Annotated in this window: 27 protein-coding genes; 16 read left to right on the top strand and 11 right to left on the bottom strand. The window is 70.5% G+C overall.

Features of this window, described 5'->3' with window-relative positions; genetic code table 11:
* Positions 1–120: 120 nt before the first annotated feature.
* Entirely contained in the window at positions 121–669 is a 549-nt protein-coding gene (locus ACH34T_RS40210) for a YceI family protein (RefSeq protein ID WP_396026258.1), read from the top strand.
* Between the two features lie 75 nt (positions 670–744).
* Here ACH34T_RS40210 and ACH34T_RS40205 read toward each other — a convergent pair whose 3' ends face one another.
* Complete coding sequence (locus ACH34T_RS40205; RefSeq protein ID WP_396026257.1) at positions 745–2,127, bottom strand: sensor histidine kinase; 1,383 nt, start codon at positions 2,125–2,127, stop codon at positions 745–747.
* Positions 2,128–2,283: 156 nt separating this feature from the next.
* Here ACH34T_RS40205 and ACH34T_RS40200 point away from each other — a divergent pair, with 156 nt between their 5' ends.
* The 3 genes from ACH34T_RS40200 to ACH34T_RS40190 all read left to right on the top strand — a co-directional run bounded on the left by ACH34T_RS40200 (position 2,284) and on the right by ACH34T_RS40190 (position 5,884).
* Complete coding sequence (locus tag ACH34T_RS40200) at positions 2,284–3,768, top strand: glutamate--cysteine ligase (RefSeq protein ID WP_396026256.1); 1,485 nt, start codon at positions 2,284–2,286, stop codon at positions 3,766–3,768.
* A 287-nt stretch (positions 3,769–4,055) separates the two neighbouring features.
* Positions 4,056–4,772 (top strand): response regulator transcription factor, encoded by a 717-nt coding sequence (locus ACH34T_RS40195; RefSeq protein ID WP_396026255.1) that lies wholly within the window; start codon positions 4,056–4,058, stop codon positions 4,770–4,772.
* 77 nt (positions 4,773–4,849) lie between these two features.
* Positions 4,850–5,884 (top strand): ATP-binding protein, encoded by a 1,035-nt coding sequence (locus tag ACH34T_RS40190; RefSeq protein ID WP_396026254.1) that lies wholly within the window; start codon positions 4,850–4,852, stop codon positions 5,882–5,884.
* Between the two features lie 22 nt (positions 5,885–5,906).
* Here the strand turns inward: ACH34T_RS40190 and ACH34T_RS40185 are convergent, their stop codons facing one another.
* Both ACH34T_RS40185 and ACH34T_RS40180 read right to left on the bottom strand, forming a co-directional pair.
* The gene (locus ACH34T_RS40185; protein WP_396026253.1) at positions 5,907–6,464 is read right to left on the bottom strand and encodes an NUDIX domain-containing protein; all 558 of its coding nucleotides are present in this window, start codon (positions 6,462–6,464) and stop codon (positions 5,907–5,909) included.
* Positions 6,465–6,521: 57 nt separating this feature from the next.
* Complete coding sequence (locus ACH34T_RS40180) at positions 6,522–7,271, bottom strand: GntR family transcriptional regulator (protein ID WP_396026252.1); 750 nt, start codon at positions 7,269–7,271, stop codon at positions 6,522–6,524.
* A gap of 152 nt (positions 7,272–7,423) precedes the next feature.
* Here ACH34T_RS40180 and ACH34T_RS40175 point away from each other — a divergent pair, with 152 nt between their 5' ends.
* Together ACH34T_RS40175 and ACH34T_RS40170 are read left to right on the top strand one after the other, a co-directional pair.
* On the top strand, positions 7,424–7,948 hold the full coding sequence (locus tag ACH34T_RS40175; protein ID WP_396026251.1) for a hypothetical protein: 525 nt from the start codon (positions 7,424–7,426) through the stop codon (positions 7,946–7,948).
* A gap of 67 nt (positions 7,949–8,015) precedes the next feature.
* Positions 8,016–8,624, top strand: a complete 609-nt coding sequence (locus tag ACH34T_RS40170) for a hypothetical protein (protein ID WP_396026250.1) — start codon at positions 8,016–8,018, stop codon at positions 8,622–8,624.
* Positions 8,625–8,712: 88 nt separating this feature from the next.
* On the opposite strand, the gene ACH34T_RS40165 is transcribed toward ACH34T_RS40170, so the two are convergent.
* Complete coding sequence (locus ACH34T_RS40165) at positions 8,713–9,264, bottom strand: cob(I)yrinic acid a,c-diamide adenosyltransferase (protein ID WP_396026249.1); 552 nt, start codon at positions 9,262–9,264, stop codon at positions 8,713–8,715.
* Positions 9,261–9,668, bottom strand: coding sequence for a MerR family transcriptional regulator (locus tag ACH34T_RS40160; protein WP_396026248.1), 408 nt, complete (start codon positions 9,666–9,668; stop codon positions 9,261–9,263). The genes ACH34T_RS40165 and ACH34T_RS40160 overlap by 4 nt, the downstream gene beginning before the upstream one ends.
* Positions 9,669–9,720: 52 nt before the next feature.
* Between ACH34T_RS40160 and ACH34T_RS40155 the strand changes: the two genes are divergently transcribed.
* Both ACH34T_RS40155 and ACH34T_RS40150 read left to right on the top strand, forming a co-directional pair.
* Positions 9,721–10,635: an NAD(P)-dependent oxidoreductase gene (locus ACH34T_RS40155; protein WP_396026247.1), complete on the top strand. Its 915-nt coding sequence runs from the start codon at positions 9,721–9,723 to the stop codon at positions 10,633–10,635.
* Positions 10,632–11,090: a PPOX class F420-dependent oxidoreductase gene (locus ACH34T_RS40150; protein ID WP_396026246.1), complete on the top strand. Its 459-nt coding sequence runs from the start codon at positions 10,632–10,634 to the stop codon at positions 11,088–11,090. Before ACH34T_RS40155 ends, ACH34T_RS40150 begins: the two co-directional genes overlap by 4 nt.
* Before the next feature lie 250 nt (positions 11,091–11,340).
* Here ACH34T_RS40150 and ACH34T_RS40145 read toward each other — a convergent pair whose 3' ends face one another.
* Positions 11,341–12,180, bottom strand: coding sequence for an alpha/beta fold hydrolase (locus ACH34T_RS40145; RefSeq protein WP_396026245.1), 840 nt, complete (start codon positions 12,178–12,180; stop codon positions 11,341–11,343).
* Positions 12,181–12,325: 145 nt separating this feature from the next.
* Here ACH34T_RS40145 and ACH34T_RS40140 point away from each other — a divergent pair, with 145 nt between their 5' ends.
* The 6 genes from ACH34T_RS40140 to ACH34T_RS40115 all read left to right on the top strand — a co-directional run bounded on the left by ACH34T_RS40140 (position 12,326) and on the right by ACH34T_RS40115 (position 17,275).
* Positions 12,326–12,679: a PRC-barrel domain-containing protein gene (locus ACH34T_RS40140; protein ID WP_396026244.1), complete on the top strand. Its 354-nt coding sequence runs from the start codon at positions 12,326–12,328 to the stop codon at positions 12,677–12,679.
* Between the two features lie 25 nt (positions 12,680–12,704).
* On the top strand, positions 12,705–12,875 hold the full coding sequence (locus ACH34T_RS40135) for a hypothetical protein (protein WP_396026243.1): 171 nt from the start codon (positions 12,705–12,707) through the stop codon (positions 12,873–12,875).
* A 217-nt stretch (positions 12,876–13,092) separates the two neighbouring features.
* On the top strand, positions 13,093–13,893 hold the full coding sequence (locus ACH34T_RS40130; protein WP_396026242.1) for a glycosyltransferase: 801 nt from the start codon (positions 13,093–13,095) through the stop codon (positions 13,891–13,893).
* Positions 13,890–15,737, top strand: coding sequence for a hypothetical protein (locus ACH34T_RS40125; RefSeq protein WP_396026241.1), 1,848 nt, complete (start codon positions 13,890–13,892; stop codon positions 15,735–15,737). Before ACH34T_RS40130 ends, ACH34T_RS40125 begins: the two co-directional genes overlap by 4 nt.
* A 144-nt stretch (positions 15,738–15,881) precedes the next feature.
* The gene (locus tag ACH34T_RS40120; protein ID WP_396026240.1) at positions 15,882–16,403 is read left to right on the top strand and encodes a SigE family RNA polymerase sigma factor; all 522 of its coding nucleotides are present in this window, start codon (positions 15,882–15,884) and stop codon (positions 16,401–16,403) included.
* Positions 16,404–16,408: 5 nt separating this feature from the next.
* The gene (locus ACH34T_RS40115) at positions 16,409–17,275 is read left to right on the top strand and encodes a hypothetical protein (RefSeq protein WP_396026239.1); all 867 of its coding nucleotides are present in this window, start codon (positions 16,409–16,411) and stop codon (positions 17,273–17,275) included.
* 121 nt (positions 17,276–17,396) lie between these two features.
* Here the strand turns inward: ACH34T_RS40115 and speB are convergent, their stop codons facing one another.
* The 4 genes from speB to ACH34T_RS40095 form a co-directional block, all read right to left on the bottom strand.
* Positions 17,397–18,422 carry an agmatinase gene (gene speB, locus ACH34T_RS40110; protein WP_396026238.1) on the bottom strand — a complete coding sequence of 342 codons (1,026 nt, stop codon included), beginning with the start codon at positions 18,420–18,422 and terminating at the stop codon, positions 17,397–17,399.
* Positions 18,423–18,639: 217 nt separating this feature from the next.
* On the bottom strand, positions 18,640–19,593 hold the full coding sequence (locus ACH34T_RS40105) for a carbohydrate-binding protein (protein WP_396026237.1): 954 nt from the start codon (positions 19,591–19,593) through the stop codon (positions 18,640–18,642).
* Positions 19,594–20,213: 620 nt separating this feature from the next.
* Positions 20,214–20,462 (bottom strand): zf-TFIIB domain-containing protein, encoded by a 249-nt coding sequence (locus tag ACH34T_RS40100; protein WP_396026236.1) that lies wholly within the window; start codon positions 20,460–20,462, stop codon positions 20,214–20,216.
* Positions 20,463–21,341: 879 nt separating this feature from the next.
* A complete protein-coding gene (locus ACH34T_RS40095) occupies positions 21,342–21,521 on the bottom strand; it encodes a hypothetical protein (RefSeq protein ID WP_396026235.1) in 180 nt (59 codons plus the stop codon).
* Positions 21,522–22,101: 580 nt separating this feature from the next.
* On the opposite strand from ACH34T_RS40095, the gene ACH34T_RS40090 reads away from it, so the two are divergent.
* Both ACH34T_RS40090 and ACH34T_RS40085 read left to right on the top strand, forming a co-directional pair.
* Positions 22,102–22,266: a hypothetical protein gene (locus tag ACH34T_RS40090; protein ID WP_396026234.1), complete on the top strand. Its 165-nt coding sequence runs from the start codon at positions 22,102–22,104 to the stop codon at positions 22,264–22,266.
* A 1,270-nt stretch (positions 22,267–23,536) separates the two neighbouring features.
* Positions 23,537–24,286 carry an IclR family transcriptional regulator gene (locus ACH34T_RS40085; RefSeq protein ID WP_396026233.1) on the top strand — a complete coding sequence of 250 codons (750 nt, stop codon included), beginning with the start codon at positions 23,537–23,539 and terminating at the stop codon, positions 24,284–24,286.
* Between the two features lie 573 nt (positions 24,287–24,859).
* Here ACH34T_RS40085 and ACH34T_RS40080 read toward each other — a convergent pair.
* Complete coding sequence (locus tag ACH34T_RS40080; protein ID WP_396026232.1) at positions 24,860–25,447, bottom strand: hypothetical protein; 588 nt, start codon at positions 25,445–25,447, stop codon at positions 24,860–24,862.
* Between the last annotated feature and the right edge of the window lie 296 nt (positions 25,448–25,743).

Raw genomic sequence — 25,743 nt, 5'->3', positions numbered from 1 at the left:
AAACCCGGGTTTGACAATGTTTGAGCCCTCAACTAACCTTCGACTGGTTGTTGAACTTTCAAGCACATTGCTCGTCGCGAACACCGCTGGTTCCGAACACCTTTCCCTGGAGGAGTCACCATGAGCATCGCCGCCGTCGCCCCCGAACTGACCGCCGGCACCTGGAACATCGACCCCGCGCACTCCGAGGTCACCTTCGTCATCCGGCACCTGATGACCAAGGTGCGGGGCACGTTCACCGACTTCAGCGGGTCCGTGCAGATCGCCGAGGAGCTCGGCGAGTCCGGCGCCACGGCCGAGATCAAGGTCGCCTCGCTCGACACCCGCAACCCCGACCGGGACGCGCACGTCCGCACCGCCGAGGTCCTGGACGTCGAGAACCACCCGACCATCACGTTCGTGACCAGGGGCGTCCGCGCCGAGGGCGGCGAGCACTTCCTGGACGGCGACCTGACGATCAAGGGCGTCACCCGTCCGGTCAGCCTCTCGGTCGAGTTCAACGGCGTCGCCGAGGACCCGTGGGGCGGGACGCGCGCCGGGTTCTCCGCCGGCACCACCATCAACCGCAAGGACTGGGGCATCGAGTTCAACGTGCCGCTGAAGGGCGACAAGGCCCTGCTCGGCGACAAGGTCGACCTCCAGCTTGAGGTCCAGGCCGTCCGCGCCTGACCGGCACTTCCTCCCAAGGCCGTCCACCCCAGCGGTGGGCGGCCTTCGGCATTCTCCAAAGCACGCCGGCGCGGGTCAGCGTGGGGGTGCGGGCGGGAGGCGGCGGAGCGTCGTGACGAGGGGGAGGCGGAGGGCGAAGCGGGCGCCGGACGACGGGTGGTCCTCGAGGCGGAGCGTTCCGCCGTGCGCCTGGGCGATCTCGCGGGCGATCGCGAGTCCGAGGCCGGTGCCGCCCGCGTCGCGGCTGCGGGCGGTGTCGAGGCGGGTGAAGCGCTGGAAGACGCGTTCGCGGTCGGCGGTCGCGATGCCGACGCCGTCGTCGGTGACGGTGAGCAGCGCCTGGCCGTCCGCCCGGATCACCTCGATCGTGATGGACGACTCGGCGTAGCGCTCCGCGTTGTCCAGCAGGTTGCCGAGCAGCCTGACGAGCTGCACGCGGACCCCGCGCACCGTCACCCGCCCGGCGAGCACCGTGGTGATCTTCAGGTCGAAGGCGCGGCGGCGGAGCTCGGCGTCCGCCAGTTCGGCCAGGTCGATCGGCTCCTGCGCGGTCGGCCCGCCGGTGCCGATGCGGGCGAGGAGGAGCAGGTCGGTGACGATCGACTCCAGCCGGTCGGTGTCGCGCAGCGCCGACTCGACGACGGCCCGCAGGTCGTTGTCGTCGGGGTGCATCGACGCGTCCTCCAGGTTGGCGCGGAGCGCGGTGATGGGGGTGCGCAGCTCATGGGACGCGTCGGAGGCGAACTGCCGCTGCCGTCCGACGGCGCGTTCCAGCCGGTCGAGGGTCGCGTTGGCGGTGCGGGCGAGCTCCGCGATCTCGTCCTGCCCGGACGGCTCGGGGACGCGGCGGCTCAGGTCGGTGGCGCTGATCTCGGCGAGCTGCGTGCGGATGGCCTCGACCGGGCCGAGGGTACGGCCGACGATGCGCCAGGTGATCCACGCGACGAGCCCGGCGAAGAACAGCACGACCATGGCGAGCGCGGCCTCCAGCAGCCCGTTCACCAGGTAGGACGGGAGCTCCTCCGACGCGTACACGACGACGGAGTCGGGCGCGGTGGTGACGCGGATGGCCTCGACGACGAAGCATTCGCGGTCCGGCCAGGTGCCGCGGCACTCGGTGTAGTCGCGGACGCGCAGGTTGCTCGACGGCCAGACTCTGCTCACCGGCGCCCGATCGGTCGCGGCCGGTGTCGCATTTGTGACGCGACCGCCCGGCTCGACGACCTGGATCAGTATCCGGCCGCGGGTCTCGTCGGAGATCTGGCCCTCCAGCGAACCGTCGCGGACGCCGCCGCTGACCCGGCGGGCCTCGACCTGCGTCCCCTGGAGAAGATCGGCCTTGACCGCGGTGCGAACGGCGAAGTCGACGCCGATCGCGGCCACGCCCAGCACAAGGGCGGCGATCACGGCGGCGATGAGCGTGTCCCTGGCCCGGATGGACCGGGGGCGCATGCGCATGGTCCCTCCCTGCCGGGAATAGCCAGGTTTCGGACGAAGAACACACGCTACCGGCCGGTTACAAATCGGGAGGTCGACGGCAAGTGCGTGGTTTTCACCTCGTCGTACCGGGAGATCCCGTTTATGACGGTTCCTCCGAAGCACAGGGACGGACACATGGGCAGGGACGTGGCTTCGGTCACCATCAGCGGCGAGGACCGGCGGCGGTACCGCGACAAAGTACGCAGGTGCCTCGACGTGCTGGCCCGCATGCTGGGCGAATCCCAGTTCGACTTCCGGCGCCCCCATATCGGGCTGGAGATCGAGCTCAACCTGATCGACTCACTCGGCGATCCGCTGATGCGCAACGCGGACGTGCTCAAGGCGATCGCCGACCCGGCCTGGGCAACGGAGCTCGGCCAGTTCAACCTGGAGATCAACATCCCGCCGCGGGAACTCGGCGGGACGGGCACCGGCGAACTGGAGGCGGAGGTCCGCGACCATCTCGACCATGCCGACGCCCGCGCCCGCGAGGTCGGCGGAGGTCTCGCCATGATCGGCATCCTGCCGACCCTGCGGCGGTCCGACATCGGCGAGGAGATCCTCTCCGCCAACGCGCGCTACAAGATGCTGAACGACCAGATCTTCGCGGCGCGCGGCGAGGAGATGCACATCGCCATCGACGGACCCGAACCGCTGCGCATGCACACCGACACCATCACCCCCGAAGCCGCGTGTACGAGCGTCCAGTTCCACCTCCAAGTGAGCCCCGACCAATTCGGCGCCTACTGGAACGCGGCCCAGGCCATCTCCGGCGCGCAGGTCGCGCTCGGGGCCAACTCCCCCTTCCTGTTCGGGCACCGGCTATGGCAGGAGACCCGCATCACGTTGTTCGAACAGGCCACTGACACGCGTCCGGACGAATTGAAGGCGCAGGGCGTCCGGCCTAGGGTCTGGTTCGGCGAACGCTGGATCACGTCCGTCTTCGACCTGTTCGAGGAGAACACCCGCTACTTCCCCGCACTGCTCCCCCTCTGCGACGACGAGGACCCGCGTGCCGTCCTGGACGAAGGCGGCATCCCCGAACTGGGCGAACTGACCCTCCACAACGGGACGATCTACCGCTGGAACCGTCCGATCTACGCGGTCGTCAAGGGGCGTCCGCACCTTCGTGTGGAGAACCGCGTCCTGCCCGGCGGGCCGTCCGTCGCGGACGTCATCGCCAACGGCGCCTTCTATTACGGCGTCGTCCGCATGCTCGCCGAGGACGAACGCCCCGTCTGGACGCGCATGTCCTTCACGACCGCCGAGGACAACCTGCACCGCGCCGCCCGCGACGGCCTCGACTCCACCCTCTACTGGCCCGGCATGGGCGAGGTCCCCGCCGCCGAGCTCATCCTCCGGAAACTGCTGCCCCTCGCCCACGAGGGCCTGAAACGGTGGGGCGTCGACCCGTCCCGCCGCGACCGCCTCCTCGACATCGTCGAACGCCGCTGCGTCACCGGCCGCACCGGCGCCGCCTGGCAGATCGACACCGTCGACGCCATCGAGGAATCCGGCGGCGTCTCCCGGCACGAGGCCCTCCGCATGATGACCCGCTCCTACGTGGAGCACATGCGCGACAACGCTCCCGTCCACACCTGGCCCGTCGGGGGGTGTTAGTCCAGGGGGGCGACCCCCTGGAACCCCCGTTGCGGCCGGTGAACCGTTTCCCGAGCCGCTGGCGCGTCTCGTGAAACGGCCCCCCGGCCGGCGGGTCGTGCGACCTCCGGCGCTGGGCGCCTCCGGCCGCACGACCCGTGACGCGGGCTGAGGTCTTGTCCAAGGGGAGGACGCGGGCTGAGAGGTCTTGTCCAGGGGAGTTGGCCGGCCGTCTCGTCCAGGGATCTTCACGGGTCCTGTACAAATCACACTCAATGCACACATGACGTGCTTCTAGAGTCTGGTTCGTGACTGGGTACGAAACGCGGATCCTCGTCGTCGAGGACGAGCCGACGATCGCGCGGGCCGTCGCCGACCGGCTGGCGGCGGAGGGATTCGCCGTCGACATCGCCGGCGACGGCCCCGGCGCGGTCGAGCGCGCCCGCGCGTACGAGCCGCACCTCATCGTGCTGGACGTGATGCTGCCCGGATTCGACGGGCTTGAGGTCTGCCGGCGCGTCCAGTCGGAACGTCCCGTGCCGGTGCTGATGCTCACCGCCCGCGACGACGAGACCGACCTGATCGTGGGGCTCGGCGTCGGCGCCGACGACTACGTGACCAAGCCGTTCAGCATGCGGGAACTCGTCGCCCGCATCCGCGCACTCCTCCGCCGCGCCGCGGATCCAGGCCGCGCGGGCGCGGGCGTCGGGGGCGCGGGTGTGCGGCGGGGAGAGGTGGTGGTGCGGGTGGGGGCGTTGGAGGTCGATCAGCGGGCGCGGCGGGTTCGGCGGGACGGGCGCGAGGTGCATCTCACGCCGACCGAGTTCGACCTGCTCAGCTGCCTGCTGCGCAACCGCGGGGCGGTGCTGACCAGGGCCGTCCTGCTCGAACAGGTCTGGAACTGGGCGGACGCGTCCGGGACCCGGGTCGTCGACAGCCACGTCAAGGCGCTGCGCCGCAAGCTCGGCCAGGAGCTGATCCGGACCGTCCACGGTGTCGGCTACAGCCTGGAGACGGCGCCGTGACCGCCGTCGACCGCGAACTTATCCACAGGTTGTGGGCGAGGCTTCCCAGGCCGCTGGACCCGCTACGGTCGATCAAAGTGAAGTTCGGCGTCGTGGTCGTCGTCACCGCGTGCGTCGCCGTCCTGATCGTCCTGTGGGGGTACCCGCTGGGGTTCCGGGCGCGGCAGACGCTGCCCGTCGGCGTACTGATCTCGCTGGTCGTCATCCAGCTGCTCGCGCACGGCATGACCGCGCCGCTGCGCGAGATGACGGCGGCGGCGCGGGCCATGGCGCGTGGCGACTACAGCCGCCGTGTGCGGGCCACGTCGCGGGACGAGGTCGGCGAGCTGGCGCAGGCGTTCAACCGGATGGCCGCCGACCTCGCCGAGGTCGACCGGCAGCGCCGCGAGTTCGTCGCGAACGTGTCGCACGAGCTGCGCACGCCGATCAGCGCGCTGCGGGCCGTGCTGGAGAACGTCGCGGACGGCGTCACACCCGCGACGCCCGACGTCCTCGAAACCGCCCTTGACCAGACCGAACGGCTCGGACGCCTCGTCACCCAGCTCCTCGACCTGTCGCGCGTCGAGGCGGGCGCGGCGACCCTGAACGTCATCGACATCGACGTGGCCGCGTTCGTCGCCGACGTCACCGCGGAAGCCGCCGCCGGACGCCCGGACGCCCTGTTCGCGTCCGACGTCACGCCGGGGCTCCGCGCCACCGCCGACCGCGACCGCCTCCACCAGATCGTCGCGAACCTGCTCGACAACGCCGCCCGGCACGGCCCGGACGGACGTCCCGTCACCATCACCGCACGTCCCGGCCCCGGGGGCCCGCCGGGCGGACTCGTCATCGACGTCGCCGACGAAGGACCGGGCATCCCACCCGAGGAACGCGCCCGCGTCTTCGAGCGCTTCTACCGCTCTGTCGGCGGGGTCGGCGACCGCGGCCCTGCCGGGGGCGTCGGGTTCACGGCCGGTGGACGGGCCGGGGCGTCCGGTGGGGGCACCGGGCTTGGGCTCGCCATCGCGAGCTGGGCGACGGACCTGCACGGCGGCGACATCACCGTCCTGGACACTCCGACCGGCTGCCGCATCCGCGTTTCGATCCCGCCGAACGCCGGAGAGGCCGCCTGACCCACCAGGCCGTCGCCTCGCGCTAGCCGGACTCGTTCATGGTCAGGAGCGCGTAGGCGGCGAGGGTCGAATCGTCGGTGATGCGGCCCTCCCGCACCAGCGCCTTGAACTCGTCCCTGGACATCCACTTCTGCCGCATGTCCTGCTCCTCCGGCTCCCGGTCGGGCTCGCCTGGCCGCAGGCCGGACGCGGCGAAGACGTTGAAGCCCTGGCCGCTCGTCCCGTGCGAGCAGTTCAGGTATCCGAGGTGCGTCAGCGTCGCGGCGCGGAGGCCGGTCTCCTGCGCGAGTTCCAGATGGGCCAGTTCCTGCGGGTCTGCGGCCTGCCGTCCGGGAAGCGAGCCCTGCGGGAAGCTCCACGTGCGCCTCCCGATCGGGTACCGGTACTCCTCGACGAGATGGAACCCGCCGCCTTCCAGCGGGATGACCAGCACGAAGTCGGGTTTGTCGACGACGCCGTAGATGCCGCGCGAGCCGTCCAGCCGCTCGACCTCGTCCTCCCGGACGACCATCCAGGGATTCTCGTAGACGACCCGCGAGCCGACCCGGCGGACCGCAGGCTCCTCCCCGTCGTCATGCATGTCAGGCCCCTGATCCGTAGTCGTTCATGTCAGGCCCCCGATCCGTGGTCGTTCATGTCAGACCCCCGGTGCGTAGCGGTAGACGAGTTCGTGCCGGTCGCCGACCACCACCCGGTGGGTGACCTCGACGACGCGTCCATCCTGGTCGTAGGCGCGGCGCCACAGCGTCAGGACGGGCCGGTCCGCGCCGATCTCCAGCGTGTCCTGCTCGTCCGCGCAGGGGAGGCGGCAGGTCACCGACTCCTCGAACGTGATCCGGTGACCGGCCTCCTCCAGGCGCGAGTAGAGGCCGCCCGGCCCGGTGTCGACGTCGCGCAGCACCGGGATCTGTTCCACGACGTCCAGGATCACCCAGGTCGTCGCGGTCTGGACGGGCGGCTCCCCTTCCACGCCCTGGACGCGCGCCCGTTCCAGTACCCGCGTTCCCGGCGGCACGTCCAGCCGGCGTGCCAGCGGTCTGCCCGCCTCGACCTCGCTGACAGTCGTCCGCGTGAACGGCGTGCGACCGTCCTCCTGCGCCGAGACGTGGAACCCGCGCCATGTCCCGGCCTGCCGCATGGTGTCGCCCGCCGCGCGCCGCACGCGCCGCGCCGTCCGCACCTGCGCGCCCGAACCGTGCCGCAGCTGGACGAGGCCCTGCTCGGCGAGCATCCGCAGCGCCCGCCGCACGGTGGAGCGGTCGGCCCCGTGCTGCCGCGCCAGCTCCCGCTCGGACGGCAGCCACGTGCCCGGATCGAGTTCGCCCTCGACGATGCGGGCGGCCAGCGCGTTCGTGATGGCCTGTGCCTTCGTGGGGGGACGCGGCATGCCAGATCCTGCTCCGGGGTAGTGCGTTGACCTCACACCGTACGGATCCGGCGACGTCCGGCATCCACTTGGTGTTGTACGGAACGCGTTGTGGGCGCTCCTTGGTCGGCTTATGGTAGACCCACCATAGCCCCACCGAGGGAGTCCGCGTGATGTCGGTGACGATGTGCACGCCCGGCTGGCACAGCGAACATTCGGACAAGGGCCTGCGGGCCACCCGGATCACCCCCTTGTCGGACTACCAGCTGCTCAACGGCTGCCTGGAAGAGCTCGTCGCGATGGACGAGGGCGAACTGTGGCTCCTCTGCGACGCCCAGACGCGCCTGGCCGAACGCGTCGCCACCGCAGAGCACCTCCGCGCCAGCACGCCCAACCAGACAAGCGACCCCAGCCAGACGGGCGGCCCCGACCAGACGGGCGGACCCGGCCCGACGGGCGGACCCGGCCCGACGGGCGGACGCGGCCCGACGGGCGGACCCGGCCAGGCAGGCGCGCCCGGCCAGGCGGGCGGACCCGGCCCGGCGGGCGGGGGCAGCCGGACGGGCGGACGCGACCCGGCAGGCGGACGCGACCCGGCAGGCGGGCCCGGCCACGCAGGCGGACCCGGCCAGGCGGGCGGGGGCAGGCGGACGGGTGGGGTCGGCCGGGCGGGTGGGGGAAGGTCCGGCGGAATTTGACGACGCGTTGGCGACTTCGTTGTGGGCGCGGGAGCCCTCTCGGGCGGGCGCGGTTAAGGTTCGGCGGGTGAATGATGCGCCTCGATCCTCCTCCTTCTCCTTCGAGAAATTCGTGACGCGGGGCGTCAACCCCGTCGGCTTTGTGGTCGTCCTGCTCGCGTTCTTGTTCCTGCCGTGCGCCGCCATGTCGTCATGGGAATTCCCGTCCTCCGCGGATGCGATGTCGCCGTTGGCGTCGGCCCTCGACATCTCCTCGACCGGTGCGAACATGGCCGTCCGCCAGGACGACTACCACTGGCCGGTCGTCATTCGCATGCTCGCGATCGTCACGCTCCTCGCCATCGCGTCGGGCGCGGGAACCGCTGTGGCCCGCCCTGCTCAGAGGCGACCCCTGTACGGAGCTGTCGTCGCGGCGGTGTCGGGCGGGCTGCTGGTGGTGACCGGGCTGTCGGCCGTCGCACGGATGGAGAGCGCCGCGAGGGAGTTTCTCTCCGTCCTGTTCTCGTCCATTCCGAAGAGCGAGAGCGCACCGCTGATCGACCAGTCCGGAAACAGGGTCGGGCTTGGGGGCGGCTTTTGGTTCGCCCTTGTCGTCCTTGCCTTGATAGCCGTGCTCAACCTCGTCGCCCTTTTTCGCGCCCGGACGGCCACCCGATTCCGTCCATCGAAGGCCTAGTCGGTCACGCCGGTCAAGGGCTTCGCGCGCCTCGCTATTGGGCGCGGCCCGCGTCGGCCTGCTATTCGGCGCGGCCCGCGTCGACCTGCTATTGCTTGGGGTGCCAGGTGCGGTCGGTGATGCCGGCGGCGGAATTGGCGTGGCGGGCCAGGACGAACAGCAGGTCGGCCAGCCGGTTCAGATACGCGGCGACGTGATCGGTCACTGGCTCGGTGCGTCGCAGCGTGGTCACCCGCCGTTCGGCGCGTCGGCACACGGCCCGTGCCAGATGCAGATTCGCCGCCTCGGACGTTCCGGTCGGGTGGATGAAACTGGTCAGCTCGGGCAACTCGGCGTCCAGTTCGTCGATCGCCGACTCCAGCCGCGTGACCTCCTCGCCGGTCAGCCGCGGAACAGAACCGCCCGCGCCGGTGCGGTCAGGCGCCATCAGTTCACAGCCGACCACGAACAAGCAGTCCTGGACCTCGGCGAGGACACGGGCCGCCTTGCCGGGCAATGCCGCTGCGACCGCGACGCCGATCGCGGCGTTGCATTCGTCCACCGCGCCGATCGCCTCCATGCGGACGTGGTCCTTGTCCAGGCGGCGGCCGCCCCAGATGCCCGTCTGCCCACCGTCCCCCTTGCGCGTATAGATCTTCATGCCGGTGTCGGCTGCGGGGTGAGCGCATCGCCGTCCTGGCGGTGCGGTGGCATGCGTCGTTCGGTGGCGTCGATGTAGTCCTGGAGGGCCTGGCGGGAGTGGGTGAGCGTGTCGATGTGCTCGTCCAGGCCGTGCAGGCGCGCGCGCAGGCCGTCCAGCAGTTCGGGGCAGGGTTCGAGTTCGGGGGCCGTGCCGGTCGCGCAGGGCAGGAGGAACGCGATGTCCTGGGTGGACAGTCCGGCTTCGAGCAGCCGCCTGATCTGGGTGACGATCAGCACGGCGTCGTCGGCGTACTCGCGGTAGCCGTTGGCGCCGCGGCGCGGTTCCAGCAGGCCCTGGGCCTCGTAGTACCGCAGTTGATGTGCGTTGACGCCGGTCCGCTTGCTCAGCTCCCCGATCAGCACGCGCTCACTCCTCCTTGACCTTCATATCGGTGTGAACGTTGATGATTCTGCCATGACGAAGCAGCTGATGGAGAACCGCGATGCCGGCCGTACGCACGTGACCGTCCTGGGCCTGGGCTTGATGGGTCAGGCTCTGGCCGCGGCGTTCTTGCGCGACGGATATCCGACGACGGTCTGGAATCGCACAGCGGCGAAGGCCGAGCAGCTCGTCGCCCAGGGCGCGAAACTCGCCGGCTCGGCTCGCGACGCCGTCGTGGACGGACGGCTCGTGGTCATCTGCGTCTCGGATTACCAGGCCGTGCGGGAGCTTCTTGAACCGCTGGGGGACGTCGTCGGCGGCCGGGTCCTGGTGAACCTGACCTCGGGCACGTCGGCGCAGGCCCGCGAGACCGGCGAGTGGGCGTCGCAGCGGGACGCCACCTATCTGGACGGCGCGATCATGGCCGTCCCCCCGGGGATCGGCACGGCGGACGCCGCCATCGTCTACAGCGGCCCGCGGACGGCCTTCGACCTGCACGAACCGGCCCTGCGAACCCTCGCCCCCACGACGACACATCTCGGCGCCGACCCCGGCCTGGCGTCGCTGTACGAGGTGGCCGTGCTTAGCTTGATGTGGAACATGGGAAACGGCTTCCTGCACGGGGCCGCCCTGCTCGGGACGGCGGGCGTCGACGCCACGACGTTCGCGTCGCTCGCGGAGCAGGCGATCGGAACCGTGACCGGCTGGCTGCCCGGCTACGCGCGGCAGATCGACGACGGCGCGTATCCGGCCCTCGATGCCACGATCGACACCCACCACGCCGCTATGGAGCACCTCGTGCACGAGAGCGAATCACTCGGCGTCAACGCCGAACTTCCGCGACTCATCAAGGCCTTGACCGACCGGGCAGTGGCCGGCGGGCACGGCGGCGACGGCTACGCGGCGATGATCGAGCAGTTCCGCAAGCCTTCGGGGACGCGACCGTGACCGCCGCAACCGGCGGGACGGGCAGCACAGGCGGGCCGTTCAACCCGCGCGCGCTGCTCGCGGAGAGCCGCCTCGGCGTCCTGGCAACGATCAAGGCGGACGGACGCCCGCAGCTCTCCCCCGTAACGCCCTTCTACGACCAGGCAGCCGGTCTCATCTACGTATCGATGACCGAAGGACGGGCCAAAACGGCGAACCTACGCCGGGACCCGCGCGCCACGCTAGAGGTCACCAGCCCGGACGGCCGGTCATGGGCCACCGCCGAAGGCATCGCGACACTCACCGGCCCTGGAACCGACCCCCACGGCCCCGAGGTCGAGGCACTGGTGGACTACTACCGAACCGCCGCCGGAGAGCACCCCGACTGGGACGAGTACCGCTCGGTCATGGTGTCCGACCGCAGGGTGCTCATGGTGATGACGGTCGACCACGTCTACGGCACCAAGCTCAGCTAACACCGCCCCCAACCCCAACCGACCCCGACGCAGACGCAGCCCAAGCCCGGGCGCAGGCGTGGCCCCGACGCGGGCAGAGGACGGCGAGAACGGGGCGCAGCACAGGCAAGGCGCAGCACAGGCAAGGCGCGGCACGGGCAGGGCAGGGCGCGAGCGGGTGCGGCGCGGGCGCAGCCTGAGCCCGGCGCGGGCAGTGGGCGGGTGAGGTGGGGCGGGGGGGTCGGCCGGGGCCGGGCTGCCGGGGGTTTGTTCAGGTGGGGGTGTTTAGGAAGGTGAGTAGGGCGGCGGTTAGTTCGGCGGGGCGGTCTTCGGGGAGTAGGTGGCCCGCGCCGCGGATGATGTGCAGATCCGCGTCGGTGATGAGGGCGGCGAGTTCGCGGCCGCGCTCGGCGGGGACCCAGGAGTCGTCGGCGCCCCAGCAGACCAGGACGGGCAGGTCCATCGCGGGGTAGCCGTCCCGGATGCGGTCGATGTAGGCGAGGTCGGCGCGGCGCTGGGTGAGCTGGCGGTAGAAGGCGGCCTGGCCGTCCTCACCGAGCCACGGGCCGGTCAGGGCGTCCAGCACGTCCGGGCGCAGGCCGGGGGAACTGGCCGTGCCGACGTACTCGCGGAGCATGGCGCGGTGCAGCGGCCCAGGCAGTCGGCGGAAGATGTCGGCATGCTCGCCCACCAGCGCGAAGAACTCGCTGCCCCAGGGCGGCAGGGACACCGCGTCGACCAAGGCCAGGCGCCGGTAGGGGACGCCACGGTCCACGTGCGCGCCGAGGGCGACGGCGCCGCCCGAGTCGTGCGCGACGACGTCCGGACGGGTCAGGCCCCAGTGTTCGATGAGCCCGGCGAAGGCCCCGGCTAGTGCGTCCAGTGAAAGGTCCTGGGAATCGTGCATGGCCGAGGAGCCGTAGCCGGGCATGTCGAAAACGTAGACCGAACGGTGGACGGACAGCGCGCGGGCGATGTCACGCCAGATGAACGACGAGAACGGCGTGCCGTGCAGGAGGACGAGGGGTTGGCCGCCCGGATCGCCCAGCCGGTCCCACCGGAGTTCGCCTAGCGGGCTTTCGTAGGTGTTGGCCAATGTCCATTCGTCCACTGGTGTCCCCCTGCTGGTCTGCTTTGGCCGACTCTACGGCGCGGACGGCGACGCGGCGCAACGTAAGGCCGGCGAGACATATCTTCTGTGAGCTGGGTAGATGTACGGCCTGACAGGGTTGGGACCCGACGGCTGGGTGTGTGACATGTTCGAGGTCGAGGACATTCGAGAGTGGCGCGGCCACGAGGTGATCGACGCGTCCGGAAGCAAGATCGGCGAACTGGAGGCCGTCTACGTCGACACCGCGACCGACCGGCCGTCGTTCGTCACCATCAAGATCGGCCTCCCGACGCGGCAGCGTCTGGTGTTCGCGCCGCTCGCGGGGGCGACGGTCGGGCCGGGGCACGTCCGCGTCGCCTACGCGAAGAAGCAGGTCAAGAACGCGCCGTCGATCGACACCGACGGGGAGCTCCTCGCCGGGGACGAGCAGGCGCTCTTCGACCACTACGACCTGCCGTACGACGCGGCGCCGAGCGAACGTCGGCTGGCGCGTCGCTGATCAGGCGGCCCGGGAGGGAGTCCACATGGCGTTGTTCCTGTTCATCCTCGTGGTGGCGATCGCGCTGGGGATCATCGGGGTCGTCATGAAGGGCCTGTTCTACCTCCTGGTCATCGGGGTGCTGCTGTTTCTGGCCGACCTCGTCCTGAGCGGAGTGCGGATCGGTCGGCGAAGAGGCTCCCGCCCAGCCCGCTGACGGCGACGGGCTCCCGTCCGCGCGCTGACGGCGACCGGCTCCCGTCCGCGCGCTGACGGCGACCGGCTCCCGTCCGCGCGCTGACGGCGACGGGCTCCCGCCCAGCGTGCTGACGGTGACCGGCTCCCGTGCAGCGTGCTGACGGTGACCGGCCGGCTCGGGGCAGGTGTGATGTAGGTCATACAACCGGGGACGGTCCCGTCGTGGTCCTCGGGATGTGAACGCACCCGCTGCCGCACCGGTGGACCTGTCGGTCGTCGTCCCCGTCTACGACGAGCGCGACCGCCTGCCGTCCACGCTCGCCGCACTGCGCGCCCACCTCGACGCCGGCCCGCACCGCTGGGAACTGATCGTCGTGGACGACGGGTCCGCGGACGGCGGTGCGGACATCGTCGCCCGTGCCGCATTCGGTGATCCGCGCGTGCGGCTGCTGCGGTCTCCGTCCAACCGGGGGAAAGGCCACGCGGTACGCACGGGCGTCGCGGCCTCGCGGGGTGCGCTCGTCCTGTTCACCGACGCCGACCTGGCCACACCGCTGGACGAACTGCCACGCCTGCACGCCGCGCTCATGGACGGCGCCGTCGCCGCCATCGCGTCCCGCGCGGCCGGTGGACGGGACGTACGGCGGCACAGGCTCCGACTTCTCCTGGCCCGGACGGGCACGACCCTGATCCACGCGATCGTGTTACGCGGCGTGGCGGACACCCAGTGCGGATTCAAGCTGTTCGACGGCGACCGGGCACGGACAGCCTTCGCTGCGGCACGGGTGGACGGCTGGGGTTTCGACGTAGAGATCTTGTGCCTGTTCGCCCGGCGCGGATGGCCGGTCACCGAGGTCCCGGTGCGGTGGACGCATCGCCCGGGCTCGAAGGTCCGCGCGTCCGGCTACATCCGGACACTCGGCGACGTCATGGCCATCCGCCTCCGCCACGGCCGCTGCCGCATCGTCCACCCGCCCCGACCCCTGGACGCCGCCAACACAGCCACGACGCGGACGCAGCCACAGGCGGCAGCGTGATCAACACCCGAATGCGCCGCGACAAACCGGGCGGTGGTGGGGGTGTGCGGAGGCGGCGGGCGGTGGTGGGGGTTCGCCGGGGCCTGCGGCGGCGCGGGATCGACTTTGTCGTGTGCGGTGGGTTCGTGGGGGCCGCGTTCGTCGTCCTGAAGAACCTGTGGGCGGACCCGGCGCGCCGCTACCTCGTGGACGGCGGCCAGGACCAGACGCAATGGGAATGGTTCTTCGCCGTCACGGCCCGGTCAGTGACGCACCTGGACGATCCGCTCTTCACCACCCTGCAGAACACCCCGGACGGCGTGAACCTCATGGCGAACACCGTGATGCTCGGCGTGTCGGTGCCGCTCACGCCGATCACGCTGGCGTTCGGCCCGTCGGTCACCTGGGCGCTGGTGCTGACGCTCGGGCTCGCCGGGACCGCCGCCGGCTGGTACTGGCTGGCCCGCCGATCTCTCGGCCTGTCGCGTCCCGCGGCGGCGGTCGCGGGCGGGTTCTGCGGATTCGCGCCGCCGATGATCTCGCACGCGAACGCGCACCCGAACTTCGTCGCGCTGTTCGTCATCCCGTTCATCGTGGGACGGCTCCTGCGACTCGCCCGCGGCGCGCCCGAACGCAACGAGCTCGCGGGCGGTGGCGGAGGTGTTCTGCGGAACGGCGTGGTTCTCGGTGTCCTGGTCGCGTACCAGGTCTTCCTCGGCGAGGAGGCACTCCTGCTCGCCGCCACGGGCCTTGCGGTCTTCGGTGTTGCGTACGTTCTCGCGCGGCCGGACGGCGTCGCCATGGCGCGGCGGGTCGCGGGCGGCCTGGCCGTGGCGGCTCTGATCGCCGCGGCGCTCACCGCGTACGCGCTGACCCGGCAGTTCTTCGGACGGCAGAGCTACGACGGGCTGCTGCACGGCCCGGCGGGCAACGACGTCGTGACGCTCGCCGCGTTCGCCCGGCAGTCGCTGGCCGGACACGAGGCCGTCCCGGGGCCGCTGGCCGCGAGCACGACGGAGCAGAACGCGTTCTTCGGCTGGCCGCTGCTGGTGCTGGTGGCGGCGCTGGTCGTCTGGCTGCGGCGCGATCCGGCGGCGCGGGCGCTGGGCGTCGTGGTCGTCGTCGCGTCCGTCCTGTCCCTGGGGCCGGAGATCATCGTGAACGGCGAGCCGACCGGGGTGCCCGGACCGTGGCGGGTGTTCGCCCGGTTCCCGCTGTACGAGTCGGTGATCGAGTCGCGGATGACGCTGGTGTGCGTCCCGCCGATCGGGCTCCTGCTGGCGATCGGCCTCGACCGCTTCCTCGCGGATTCGCCTGGCGGGACGCGGGCGCGTCTGGTGTGCGTGGTCGTGTTGGCGCAGGCGCTGGTTCCGATCGTCCCGAAGCCGCTGCCCGCCATGGACCGGCCGCCGACGCCCGCGTTCTTCACCGAAGGCACGTGGCGGCGCTACGTCGGACCCGGCCGGACGCTGGTCCCGGCGCCGTTGCCGGACGTCGCCTATGCGAGGCCGCTGCACTGGCAGATCGAGGCGGGACTCGGGTTCGCGGTGCCCGAAGGGTACTTCCTCGGCCCGTTCGGGCCGCGGCGTCTCGGCGGGTACGGGGCGCCGCGCCGTCCGACGTCCGAGTTGCTGAGCCGCGCCGGCGACGACGGGAACCCGCCCGCGGTCGGCGACGCCGAACGGGCCGCCGCCTTCGCCGATCTGACGTACTGGCGGGCTGACCTGGTCGTCCTCGACCGCCGCGACCCGCGAGAGCGCGACGTGTACGCGGTCGTGTCCGCGCTGCTCGGTCCTGGACGTTCCGAGGACGGCGTGTGGCTGTGGGACGTCCGCCCGATCACCCACGACGGACGGGGGCGGTGACCGGCCGTGGCAACCGAACGAACGATCCCCGCCGCCCGTCCGAGCGTCTCACGAAGAACCAGACCAACTGCTGCGGGCCCACCGGCAGGGGCGGGGCTGGGGTCGGCGGTGCTCGGACGGATCGGGGAAGGAAGGGCTGCGGCGGTGCGGGCGGCGGATGAGGCGGAGTACGTCGAGTACGTGACGCACGCCCTGCCCGGCCTGCGCCGCATCGCCCACCTGCTGTGCCACGACGCGCACCGCGCCGACGACATCGTCCAGACGGCGCTGACCAGGCTGTACGTCCACTGGCGCCGCGCTCGGGGAGCCGAGGACATCGACCGTTATGTCCGTGCGATCCTGGTCCGGTCGTTCCTGAACGAGCGTCGCCTGGCCTGGACGGCGCGCGTCCGGCTCACGGGCGCTCCCGCCGAAACGCCGGGCGTCCCCGCTGCGGGCGTCCCGGATGTGGAGACGCAGGCCGTCGTCCGGACGGCGCTGGACAGGGTGCCGCCCAAGCAGCGCGCGGTCCTCGTCCTGCGGTTCCTGTGCGACCTTCCCGTGGCGGAGGTCGCGGGGATCCTCGGCTGCTCCGAGGGGACCGTCAAGAGCCAGACCGCGCACGGCCTCGCCCGGCTGCGGGCACTGCTGGGCGACACCGACCCGGCCGTACGGAGCAAGGAGTGACCCCGGTGCGCAACCCCGACCGACCCGACGAACCCGACGAACCCGACGCAACAAGCAAGACCGACGACCAGGTCAGCGCCCTAGACGAACCCGACCAACTCGGTGCCCTAGACGAACCCGACCAGGTCAGTGCGCTCGATGAACCCGACGAGGTCGGTGAATCCGGTGAGGTGCATGACGCCGACGATGAGGCCGCCCGGATGCTCGGGGTGCTGCGCGGCTATGAACCCGCGTCCGCCGACACGGTCGGGCTCGCGGATGCGGCCGTTCGCGCAGGTCGGCGTCGTGTGCGCATCCGTCGGACGGCGGCGACCGTCGCGGCCGCCGCGGCGGTGGTCGTGACGCTGTTCGCCGTGCCGCTCCTCGACCGCGACCCGTCCGGGCGGCCGTCCAGGCCGCCCGAGCCTGTCGCAGGCGGGTTCGACGCGAGACGGCACGAGTTCCAGGTCGGCTCGGCCGGCGGGTTCGCGCCGGTGTCGTACGAGTCGCGGCGCGACGTCCAGCGGATCACGCTGCGCCCGGAGCGGCCCGGCGGGACACTGCGCGCGGACGGCCTCATCGAGATGTACCCGCGGGGTGGGCTGCCGGAGGGGAGCGGCGGGCGCGTTCCGTCCGGTCGTCCGGCGCCGCCGGTTCACGGGCGTCCGGCCTATGTGCTCGCGACGCCGGTCCTGCGGGCGGGGGCGGTGGAGCTGGCGTGGCAGTGGAAGCCCGGCGCGTGGGGTTTCGTCTCCCTGAAGGGCCCGGGCGCCGACGCGACCCGCGCACAGCGCGTGGCCCTCAGCGTCCTTCCTGCGGGCACCCTCAACAGCGCGCCGACGTCCACCCCGTCGTCCCCGCCCAAGACGCCCGGCTCGCCCACCCCGCCTTAGCGCAGCTCAGGGGCCCGATGGGGCCGGACGGGGCTGGACGGGGGGCCGGACGCCGTATCGCTCACGCCCTCACACCAGGCCGCACCCGCAATGACCCAGAAACGTCTGGTCGCGGCTGGGGTCAGCGTCCGTCGAGGAGGGGTTGGCGAGGATCCCAGACGGTTCCGTCGCGGTCGTCGCGCCGTCGGCGGGCGATGCCGGACAGGGCCTCCAGCACGACGCGGTTCGCCAGAGCCGAGGTGATGTCGGCGTTGTCGTAGGGCGGAGAGACCTCGACGATGTCGATCCCGACGACCGGAAGCTCGTAGGTGACGCGACGCACCGCGTCCAGCAGCTGCCGTGCGGTGAGGCCACCGGGCTCGGGCGTGCCGGTGCCGGGCGCGTGCCCGGGGTCGCACACGTCGATGTCGACCGACAGGAACACCCCGTCGCAGTCGTCGGTGGCGATCTGGAACGCCTCGGTCAGGCACTCGTCCAGGCCACGCGCGACGATCTCGGTCATCTCATAGGACCGCATGCCCTGCTCCGCCATCCAGGCCAGCGTGTCCGGACCGGGCCAGTAACCGCGCAGGCCCAGCTGCAGAAACCGGTCACCGCGCAACGCGCCCGACTCGATCAGCCTCCGCATCGGCTGCCCGTGCCCGATCAGCGATCCGAAAATGATGTCGCCGGTGTCGGCGTGCGCGTCGAAATGGACCATCGAGACCCGTCCGGCGCCCAGATGCTGCGCCACTCCGGCCGCGTCGGGCCAGGCGATGGTGTGGTCGCCGCCCAGGATCAGCGGAATCGTCCCGGTGCGGGCCACGGCGTACACCGCTTCTTGCAGGTCTCGGACGGAGCGTTCGGCATCGCCGGAATACATCTCCACATCCCCGGCGTCGTAGACCGTCAGGTCGCCCTGCAGCCCGTCCACCCGCAGTGCCAGCGACGGCCGTGACCCATTGTGCGGCATATAACAGGTCTGCCGGATATACCGCGGCCCGAACCGCGTTCCCGCCCGGTGGGACGTGCCGCCGTCGAACGGGGCCCCGAGAATGACGACGTCGGCGTCCTCATAGGTCGACGGATCCGACCAGGTGCAGCGCGGCACCCCCAGAAACGTGATGTCCGGGCCGAACTGCGGCCCATACCGCTCCGTGGACGTCATCTGCACCCCCCTGATCTGCCGACCCTGGGTCCCAATACCCAGCAAAGACCTACAACACGCACAGGCACAGCAGGTGGAGCGCGGGACCTCGTCCCGAGAAACGGCGTTGTTGTCGAGTCCGCCCATCAGTTGACGCCGACCCGACACTCGCAGCCGGGCATGCGGGCCTTGTGCGGCAGCGCAAAGAAGGAACACGCCGCCGGACAGCGGAAAGGTCCTACTGGCGGACGATCCAGTGGTCGTTGGCCCCCTGGCCTGCGCGGACGAACTTCAGCGACGGGCAAAGGTAGTCATTCGGGTTCGGGCTGGCCGTGGGCCGCCACGGGGAGTCGGAGGCGCCCGCCGGACGCCAGGCATTGTTCTGACGGAGCTGAATGGAACTGCTCTCGAACACGACGTTCTTGGCCTCGCTGCAGTAGTAGCCGTTGCCCGTGCTCGGGTCGCGGGTCGCGTAGATCTCGAAGATGTTCCAACCGTAGGTCAGCTCGCTCTGATCCGTTCCCGACTTGCTGTAGAAGAGTTCCCAGGAACTGGTCTTCTGGTTGTAGAGGTAAGCCGACCATGCGTTGCTGCCCGCGTTCGTCTCGACGAGCTGGACACTGTACGCCGGGTGACCGTTCACCGGTTTCGTATAGGTGTCGACGAAGGCGCCGTCCATCTTGATTTGTTTCTTCGGCCCGTTGCCTCCGCACCAATCCCAAGCCCAAATCTCGTTTCCAAGAACCTGCGAGTAGACGGTCGTGACCTCCATGCAGGACCCGGCGGCCTTGATCGTCGGCGTGTAGGTGAAGTCGTCCTTGAAGGAGACCGTGTAGCTCGTGTCGACGCTTTGCGTGGCCTGCATTCCGTCATGCGACCCGGCGGCGGGCTCGACACCCCAGAAGTGGTGGATCTTCTCACGCTGGACGCGGGAACGGTGCAGCTCACGGAAGCGCTGGACGGCCTTGGCATTGCGGGCGTCGGGGGTGAACGTCCGAGCGCCCGCGACGTATCCGCGCTTAGGCGCATTCGGACTCGGCGAGGCGGTTCCATCCGCCCCATCCGTTCCCACCGCTCCGTCCGCGCCAGCCCTGGCGGCCGGATCGACAGAAGCAGCAGAGGCGCTGGCTGCGGGGAGGATCGTAGCGGCGATGAGAACGGCGCAGGCGAACAGATTTCGACGCTGCATCACGCGACTCCTTGCAGCATGGACGGCGGGAAGCTGTCGGCATGCGCGCTGGCCACGGCCCAGAAATTGGCGGCCTCATGCCGTCCCCAAGAATCGCGACGCTTTCCTCATACAGTCAATGAACCATTTTTCAACCCGATTTCGAGAAGCGTCGAAACAATCACCGTCCATCCCAGCCAGACACCCCCTCCCCCCCGGGGGGCACAACTCGTCACCTCACTAATTCTCGCCCCGCCTAGATCGCCACAAGCACACCCTCCACACCACGCGCACTGAGGAAGCCCTGTCCAAAGCCCCAGCCAACTCAAGGAGAACGCGGCCGAACCGGCCGGAGCCGCAAGCCACCAGTCAGAAAAGCAGCGAACCCAACGCCATTGATCACCGTCCGACGGACGGGCCAGACGGGCCACGCGATATCAGACGACGCCGTCGGCGCACCGCCCCGGACAACCCTCTCTGACACCCCCGACAACCGGCGATGATCGTGGAATTACCGCATGGGTAGTCAGGGCGCGATATTGGCCCGCGCCCACACTCCCCAAAGCAGGGTTTATCACTCCCGTGACGGGAGGAAATGTCCTCTCACGCGCGGACGTTCACGAGGCCCGCCCCCATCCGCGGACCTACTGATCGCCGGAGAAGATCTGCTGCATGATGCCCCTGCGGTGCCGTCCCTGGTACGTCGTCTCCGGGTTCACCTCGTCCGGGAGCGCGGCGAGGTAGCGGCTCTCGGCGTCGATCAGCTGCTCCAGCTCGCCGCGATCGAGAAAGACGCCCTTGCATCCCGGGCATTCCTCGATCACAACCCCGTTGCGTTCGTGACTGGCGAGCTGAGACTCACACTTCGGACATTGCAGCGTGGCGTCTGACATACCGGATCCCCTGTCCGTCACGGCAGCGTTTACCGTCAGTCGGTCAGCTTACTGACGGGAAGCCCCATTAGGGGACAACCGTCCTCCGAATCGGATACCAGAAACCAGCACACCACCGTTCGTATCGCCATCCGGCCGCTCCAGGAACACACCTGTCACCCCGGAGCACCCCGTCACCCCCGGGAAAGCCCGCTCTCCGGACCGCCCGTCACCTCAGAACGCCCCTCACTCCCGGAACGCCCACACCCGGACACCCGCCACCCCAGAACGGCCACCCGCCCCGGAACACCCTCCCCCGCCTCGCAACGACCGCCGCCTCGAAAGCCTGCGCCCCAAAACGCCCGCTCGCCCCGAAACCCGTCCCAGACGGCCGCTCGCCTCGGAACGGCCGTCACCTCGGAAAGCCTGCGCCCCGAGCCACCCGCCGCCCCAGAACGGCCGCTCGCCTTAAGACCGCCGCCCCCCGAAACGCCCCTCGCCTCGGAAGGCGCCTGCCCGGCACACCGCCACCCCAGAGCCTCCGCCCGCCCGGCACGCCCGTCCTAAGACGGTCGCTCGCCTGGGAACGGCTGCCGCCTCGGAAGGTCTGTGCCCCGGAACGCCCGCCGCCCAGAACGGCCGCCGCCTCGAAAGGCCTGCGTCCCTGAACGCCCGCTCGCTCTAAGACGGCCGCTCGCTCCGGAACGGCCGTCGCCTCGGAAGGACTGCGTCCCGGAAGACCCGCCGCCCCAGAACAGCCGCTCGCCCCAGAGCGGCTGCTCGCTCTGGAATGTCCGCTCGGCCCAAGATGGTTACTCGTCCTGGGACGGTCGTCGCGTCGGGACGGTCGTCGTCTTGGAAGGCCGTCGTTGTCGGAGACTCGTCGCTCCGTCATGGCGGTCAGCCCGTCGGCTGACCGCGCTCGGCGGCCTTGGACGCGGCGCGTTGGAATGCGATGCGACGCCGCCACAGCGCGATGCATGCGGCGCCCCACAGCAGGCCGATCTCAGCCACGAGTGCGACGCCGACGACCACGGCCCAGTCCGTCTCGTCGCCATCGTCCAGGCTGGTGGGGGACATCAGCGTCATTTGGCTCTGCCCCGCCGCGGCACGCGTCGGTGTTCCCCCAGGCGCGTTCAACGGCGGCAGGACGACGGCCTCGGGCTGCGGCGCCGTCGGCAGGTTAGGCACGGGCGCCTCAGGGATGGTCTGGCCTCCACCCGTCCCGGATGCACCGGCTCCTGTCCCTCCGTCCGCGCCGGGCGGCAGGACCTGCCCAGCCACGCACTTCCCGGACTGATCGCGCTGGCAAACCTTTCCGGTGCCCGATCCGGGACCCGCACCTACCTGGTCGTCCAGGCCCGGACGGCCGGGCGCCTTCGATTGGCTCGGCGGGCCCGCCTCAGGGGTCACCCGCGGCTTCACCCCAACGCTGCCGGACGGTATGCCCCCGTTGCACACCTTGCCGCCCTTGCACGCGGCCGCGCTTGGTTTGCCACCCGTGCCGGGCTGCGCGCCCGTCCTTGGCTTGCCGGTGGCAGCACCACTCGGACGCGGCTTGCCACCACTAGGCATCCCCGCCTGACACGGCGCACCACTCGCAGCACCCGCGCTGCCCGCCACGCCAACCGCGCCGCTTTGACACGGCTTGCCCGTTGGCTTGCCAGCCGCACCCGGCTTCACCCCGGACGGCACCCCCGCTGACGGCTTCACCCCGGACGGCTTCCCCACTGACGGCTTCAACCCGGACGGCTTCCCCACTGACGGCTTCACCCCGGGCGGCTTCGCTGCCGACGGCCTTACGCCGGACGGCTTGCCTGCATGACAAGGCTTGCCACTGCTGCTTGCCGCGCCGACCTTGCACGGCTCGGACTGGCCGCCGGAACTCGGCTGACCGCTGGAACTCGACTGGCCCCCACCGCTCGGCTTCCCAGCGTTGCACGCCACGCCGCTCTTGCACGGCGTCGTCCCAGAAGGCTTGCCGGACGCGCCCGAAGGACCACCTGAACCGTGCACGCCTACGCTCGGCGGGCCCCCGTGACAAGGCCTGCCACCCTGGCAAGGCGCACTACCGCTCGACGCGCTCGACGCGCCCGGCGACGGCTTGCCACCAGTGGCGGCACCCGAACGCGGCGTGCTGGACGAAGAACCATCCGCGCCCCCCTGTCCAACCGCACGCGGCTTGCCGCCGCTAGGCGGCGTCCCTGCCTGGCACGGCGCGCCTCCACCCCCAGGCGAGTTACCGGACGGGCTGCTGGGCTTGGCACCACTAGGCAGATCGGCGTGACGGGGCTTGCCTTGCCCGACAGCCTGGCCGCCCTGACAGGGCACAGCATCCGCCCCCGGCGGAACGCTCCCCGTAGCCACGAGCGTGGGTTCCCCGTCCATCGACGAAGAAGCCCCAGCAGAAACGGCACCGTCGGAGAAGCCGACCACCGCGCGGACCGATCGGTGGGCTGTGTTCGCAGCGTCCGCCACGGCGAGGACACTCAACGTCTTAGTGGACTCCCCCGAAACCACGGAATGCGGGATGCGGACGGTCGCCGTTCGTTCAAGCACCGTCCCGCCAACATCGCCTAGGTCGCATCGCAGGCTCTGACCGGACGCCGCCCGACCGCACGTGGACGAAAACCTCATCCAGGTCAGCGGGCGTTCGGCCGTGAGCTGCAATGCCACATCCCGAGCAGTCCCGCCTTCAGCACTCACCCGGACCGTGTAGGTCAGCGCATAGTCCGGCCCGGCGGTCGTACTCCCGCGAGCCGTCATGTCCATGTGTAACCGGACGGCCGACGGGCGTCCGTCCGGTACGGCCGCACTGCTTGGACCACCCAGCGTCAGCGACGGTACGGTCAGTGCGCCGCTTGCCGCGATCGCACCCCAGCGTGTCGTTCGGCGCCCCGTTCGCACCCGATCCCTCTCCCGGTTCTGTCCGTATTGACTGCCAGGGGGGCGGCGACGTGGCGCGCCGGGCAACGACAGTTATTGCCAGGTCATGGCCAGGCGTAACGTGAGCCGCCCAGCCAACCCCAGGTCTTTCGTACAGCGAAATCGACTCTCCGTAGAATCGGGTGGGTCGCGAGGGAGAGGAGACGCGGGTGGCGGAGGCGGTCCGGTCGCTTGAGCGTGCGTTCGATCTGCTCGAACATCTGGCGGACGCGGGGGGCGAGATGGCGCTGTCCGAGCTGACGGAGGTCTCCGGACTGCCCATGCCGACCATCTACCGCCTGATGCGGACATTGGTGAACAAGGGTTACGTGCGCCAGGAGCCGTCCAAGCGGTACGCCCTGGGCCCGCGGCTGGTCAGGCTCGGCGAGGGCGCCAGCCGCCTGCTGGGCACGTGGGCGCGGCCGGTGCTGTCCCGCCTTGTGGACGAGGTCGGCGAAACGGCCAACATGGCGGTGCTGGAAGGCGACGAGGCCGTGTACGTGGCGCAGGTGCCGTCCAAGCACTCGATGCGGATGTTCACCGAGGTGGGACGACGCGTCCAACCGCACTGCACCGGCGTGGGGAAGGCGCTGCTGTCGCAACTGTCCGACGAACGGGTCCGCGAGATCCTCGCCCGGACGGGAATGGACGCGCACACACCGAACACCCTCACCGACCCGGACGCGCTCCTCTCCGAGCTGAAGCGCATCCGTGAGCAGGGCTATGCACTGGACGACGAGGAACAGGAAATCGGTGTTCGTTGTGTGGCCGTGCCCCTGCAGGGTGCCCCGGCGCTGACGGCCCTCTCCGTGTCCGGCCCGTCCGGACGGATGACACGCGAGGCCGTTCCGAACGTAGTGCCCATCATGCAGGACGCCGCCGAACGCTTCGCCAAGGAACTCGGCCCACCAGCGCAGTAACGCCGCGCCCACTGCCAACCAACGACGTCCTCACCGCCGCCGTTGGTCTGTTAGCCGAGAGGCCCGCCGATATTCAAGAAGCACGCCGACGCCTAGTCGACAAGCTCGCGGACGGCGAGTCAAGAAGCTCGCCGACGGCTAGGCCGTGTTTCAGAACCCGGTCGCGCGCGCCGGATTGTCTGTACACGGACCCATGCTCTTCCCCGTGCCGATATCCGCCATCCCCGCGTCCCTGAGCCTGAATCCACCGCGTGAATTCGGTTGGTTGGTTTCTGGTCCGATCTCTTGCCCGGGGGCGGTTTCTGCTGGTGGGTGGCGGGTTTGGGGTGTGCGAGGCCTGCCGTGCGCGGTCGCGGCTTGTCCGCTGGGGTGTGGTCGGCGGGTTGGGGTGGGTGACCGTGCTGGTCGTCGAGAGGTGCGGTGACCGGGTTGGGGCTGGTCAGGCCGCTGCTGCTGGTGGTGGGCGGATGGTGTCGAACAGCGCCAGCCAGGCTGGTGCCCAGGGCCAGTGCTCGGGCAGGTGCAGGGTGAGGTGACCGTGTCCGTGCCGGGCCAGGCGGGCGGGGACACCGATCAGGTGGCGGCGCAGTGTCCCGCGGGCTCGGGCGTGGAACGCGCTGGCCAGACAGCGGTGGCGCGTAGCAGGTTGTGGGTGATGGCGGTGCAGGCCAGCCATGCGGCGTTGGCGGCGAAGTCGCCGGAGGGCAGGTGGGGCAGGGGGCCGTCGGTCAGGTTGGCGAAGGTGTGCTCGATGGCGCCGGCGTGGTCGCGGTGCTGAGCCTCGGCCTGCGCGAGCTCGAACGGGGAGTCGGTGAAGACCGCGTGGTAGCGCCACAGACCGAACAGCTCGTCTTGCCCGGCGGTGGCTTTGGGGTTGAGGCGTTTGACGCGCCGCACGATCAGGCGGGCGGTCACCGGGTTTCTTGGTGGAGGTGAAGGCGGTGTGGTGGTCTCGGCGATCTGCGCATCGGAGATCCAGGTCCCCGATTCCTCGTCGAAGATCGCGTTGGGATACCTGATCGCGGTCCATGCGGCCTGGTCGATGGCGGCGATCGCGGCCTTGATCTTGGGGTCCATCTTCGCCGTCACCGAGAAGCACGCCCCGGCGTGGCGGCAGGCGGCGATGACCTTGGCCGAGTAGAACGCCGAGTCGCCGCGCATCACCGGCAGCCCCGAAGCGCCGCACGCCCGGCTGGTGCCGATCGCCTCGGCGACCAGGGCATCGGCGCCCCGCGCGCTGGCGGCGGTCCCCGTTATCTTCTTCGCGTCCCCGGTGATCGGGGATCTTGGTCGCCTGGCCGGGCATGACTGAGTTCCCCTGTTGTTGATGATCCGGGGGGTGTTGTCACCCGGTCTGGTGGCGTCGATGGACCGCTGATAGGGACCCGGCCGCCCCCTCGGGGCAGGTCTCTTCATAACGTGGCTGCCGGCAGTCGTCGCCCGACCCCGACCAAGCA

The organism is Actinomadura sp. 9N215 (genome assembly GCF_044326345.1).
In the GTDB taxonomy this organism is placed as follows: Bacteria; Actinomycetota; Actinomycetes; order Streptosporangiales; family Streptosporangiaceae; genus Spirillospora.
The sequence above is the reverse complement of the archived record's forward strand: the minus strand, read 5'-3'. Positions and strand labels throughout refer to the sequence as shown.

Bases quoted from the DNA above. Each gene is read 5' to 3' on its own strand.
- ACH34T_RS40210 (WP_396026258.1), top strand. From the start codon at position 121: ATGAGCATCGCCGCCGTCGCCCCCGAACTGACCGCCGGCACCTGGAAC.
- ACH34T_RS40205 (WP_396026257.1), bottom strand. From the start codon at position 2,127: ATGCGCATGCGCCCCCGGTCCATCCGGGCCAGGGACACGCTCATCGCC.
- ACH34T_RS40200 (WP_396026256.1), top strand. From the start codon at position 2,284: ATGGGCAGGGACGTGGCTTCGGTCACCATCAGCGGCGAGGACCGGCGG.
- ACH34T_RS40185 (WP_396026253.1), bottom strand. From the start codon at position 6,464: ATGCATGACGACGGGGAGGAGCCTGCGGTCCGCCGGGTCGGCTCGCGG.
- ACH34T_RS40180 (WP_396026252.1), bottom strand. From the start codon at position 7,271: ATGCCGCGTCCCCCCACGAAGGCACAGGCCATCACGAACGCGCTGGCC.
- ACH34T_RS40175 (WP_396026251.1), top strand. From the start codon at position 7,424: ATGTCGGTGACGATGTGCACGCCCGGCTGGCACAGCGAACATTCGGAC.
- ACH34T_RS40165 (WP_396026249.1), bottom strand. From the start codon at position 9,264: ATGAAGATCTATACGCGCAAGGGGGACGGTGGGCAGACGGGCATCTGG.
- ACH34T_RS40155 (WP_396026247.1), top strand. From the start codon at position 9,721: ATGACGAAGCAGCTGATGGAGAACCGCGATGCCGGCCGTACGCACGTG.
- ACH34T_RS40140 (WP_396026244.1), top strand. From the start codon at position 12,326: ATGTTCGAGGTCGAGGACATTCGAGAGTGGCGCGGCCACGAGGTGATC.
- ACH34T_RS40135 (WP_396026243.1), top strand. From the start codon at position 12,705: ATGGCGTTGTTCCTGTTCATCCTCGTGGTGGCGATCGCGCTGGGGATC.
- speB (WP_396026238.1), bottom strand. From the start codon at position 18,422: ATGACGTCCACGGAGCGGTATGGGCCGCAGTTCGGCCCGGACATCACG.
- ACH34T_RS40100 (WP_396026236.1), bottom strand. From the start codon at position 20,462: ATGTCAGACGCCACGCTGCAATGTCCGAAGTGTGAGTCTCAGCTCGCC.
- ACH34T_RS40095 (WP_396026235.1), bottom strand. From the start codon at position 21,521: ATGTCCCCCACCAGCCTGGACGATGGCGACGAGACGGACTGGGCCGTG.
- ACH34T_RS40080 (WP_396026232.1), bottom strand. From the start codon at position 25,447: ATGCGCGGCGACTCGGCGTTCTACTCGGCCAAGGTCATCGCCGCCTGC.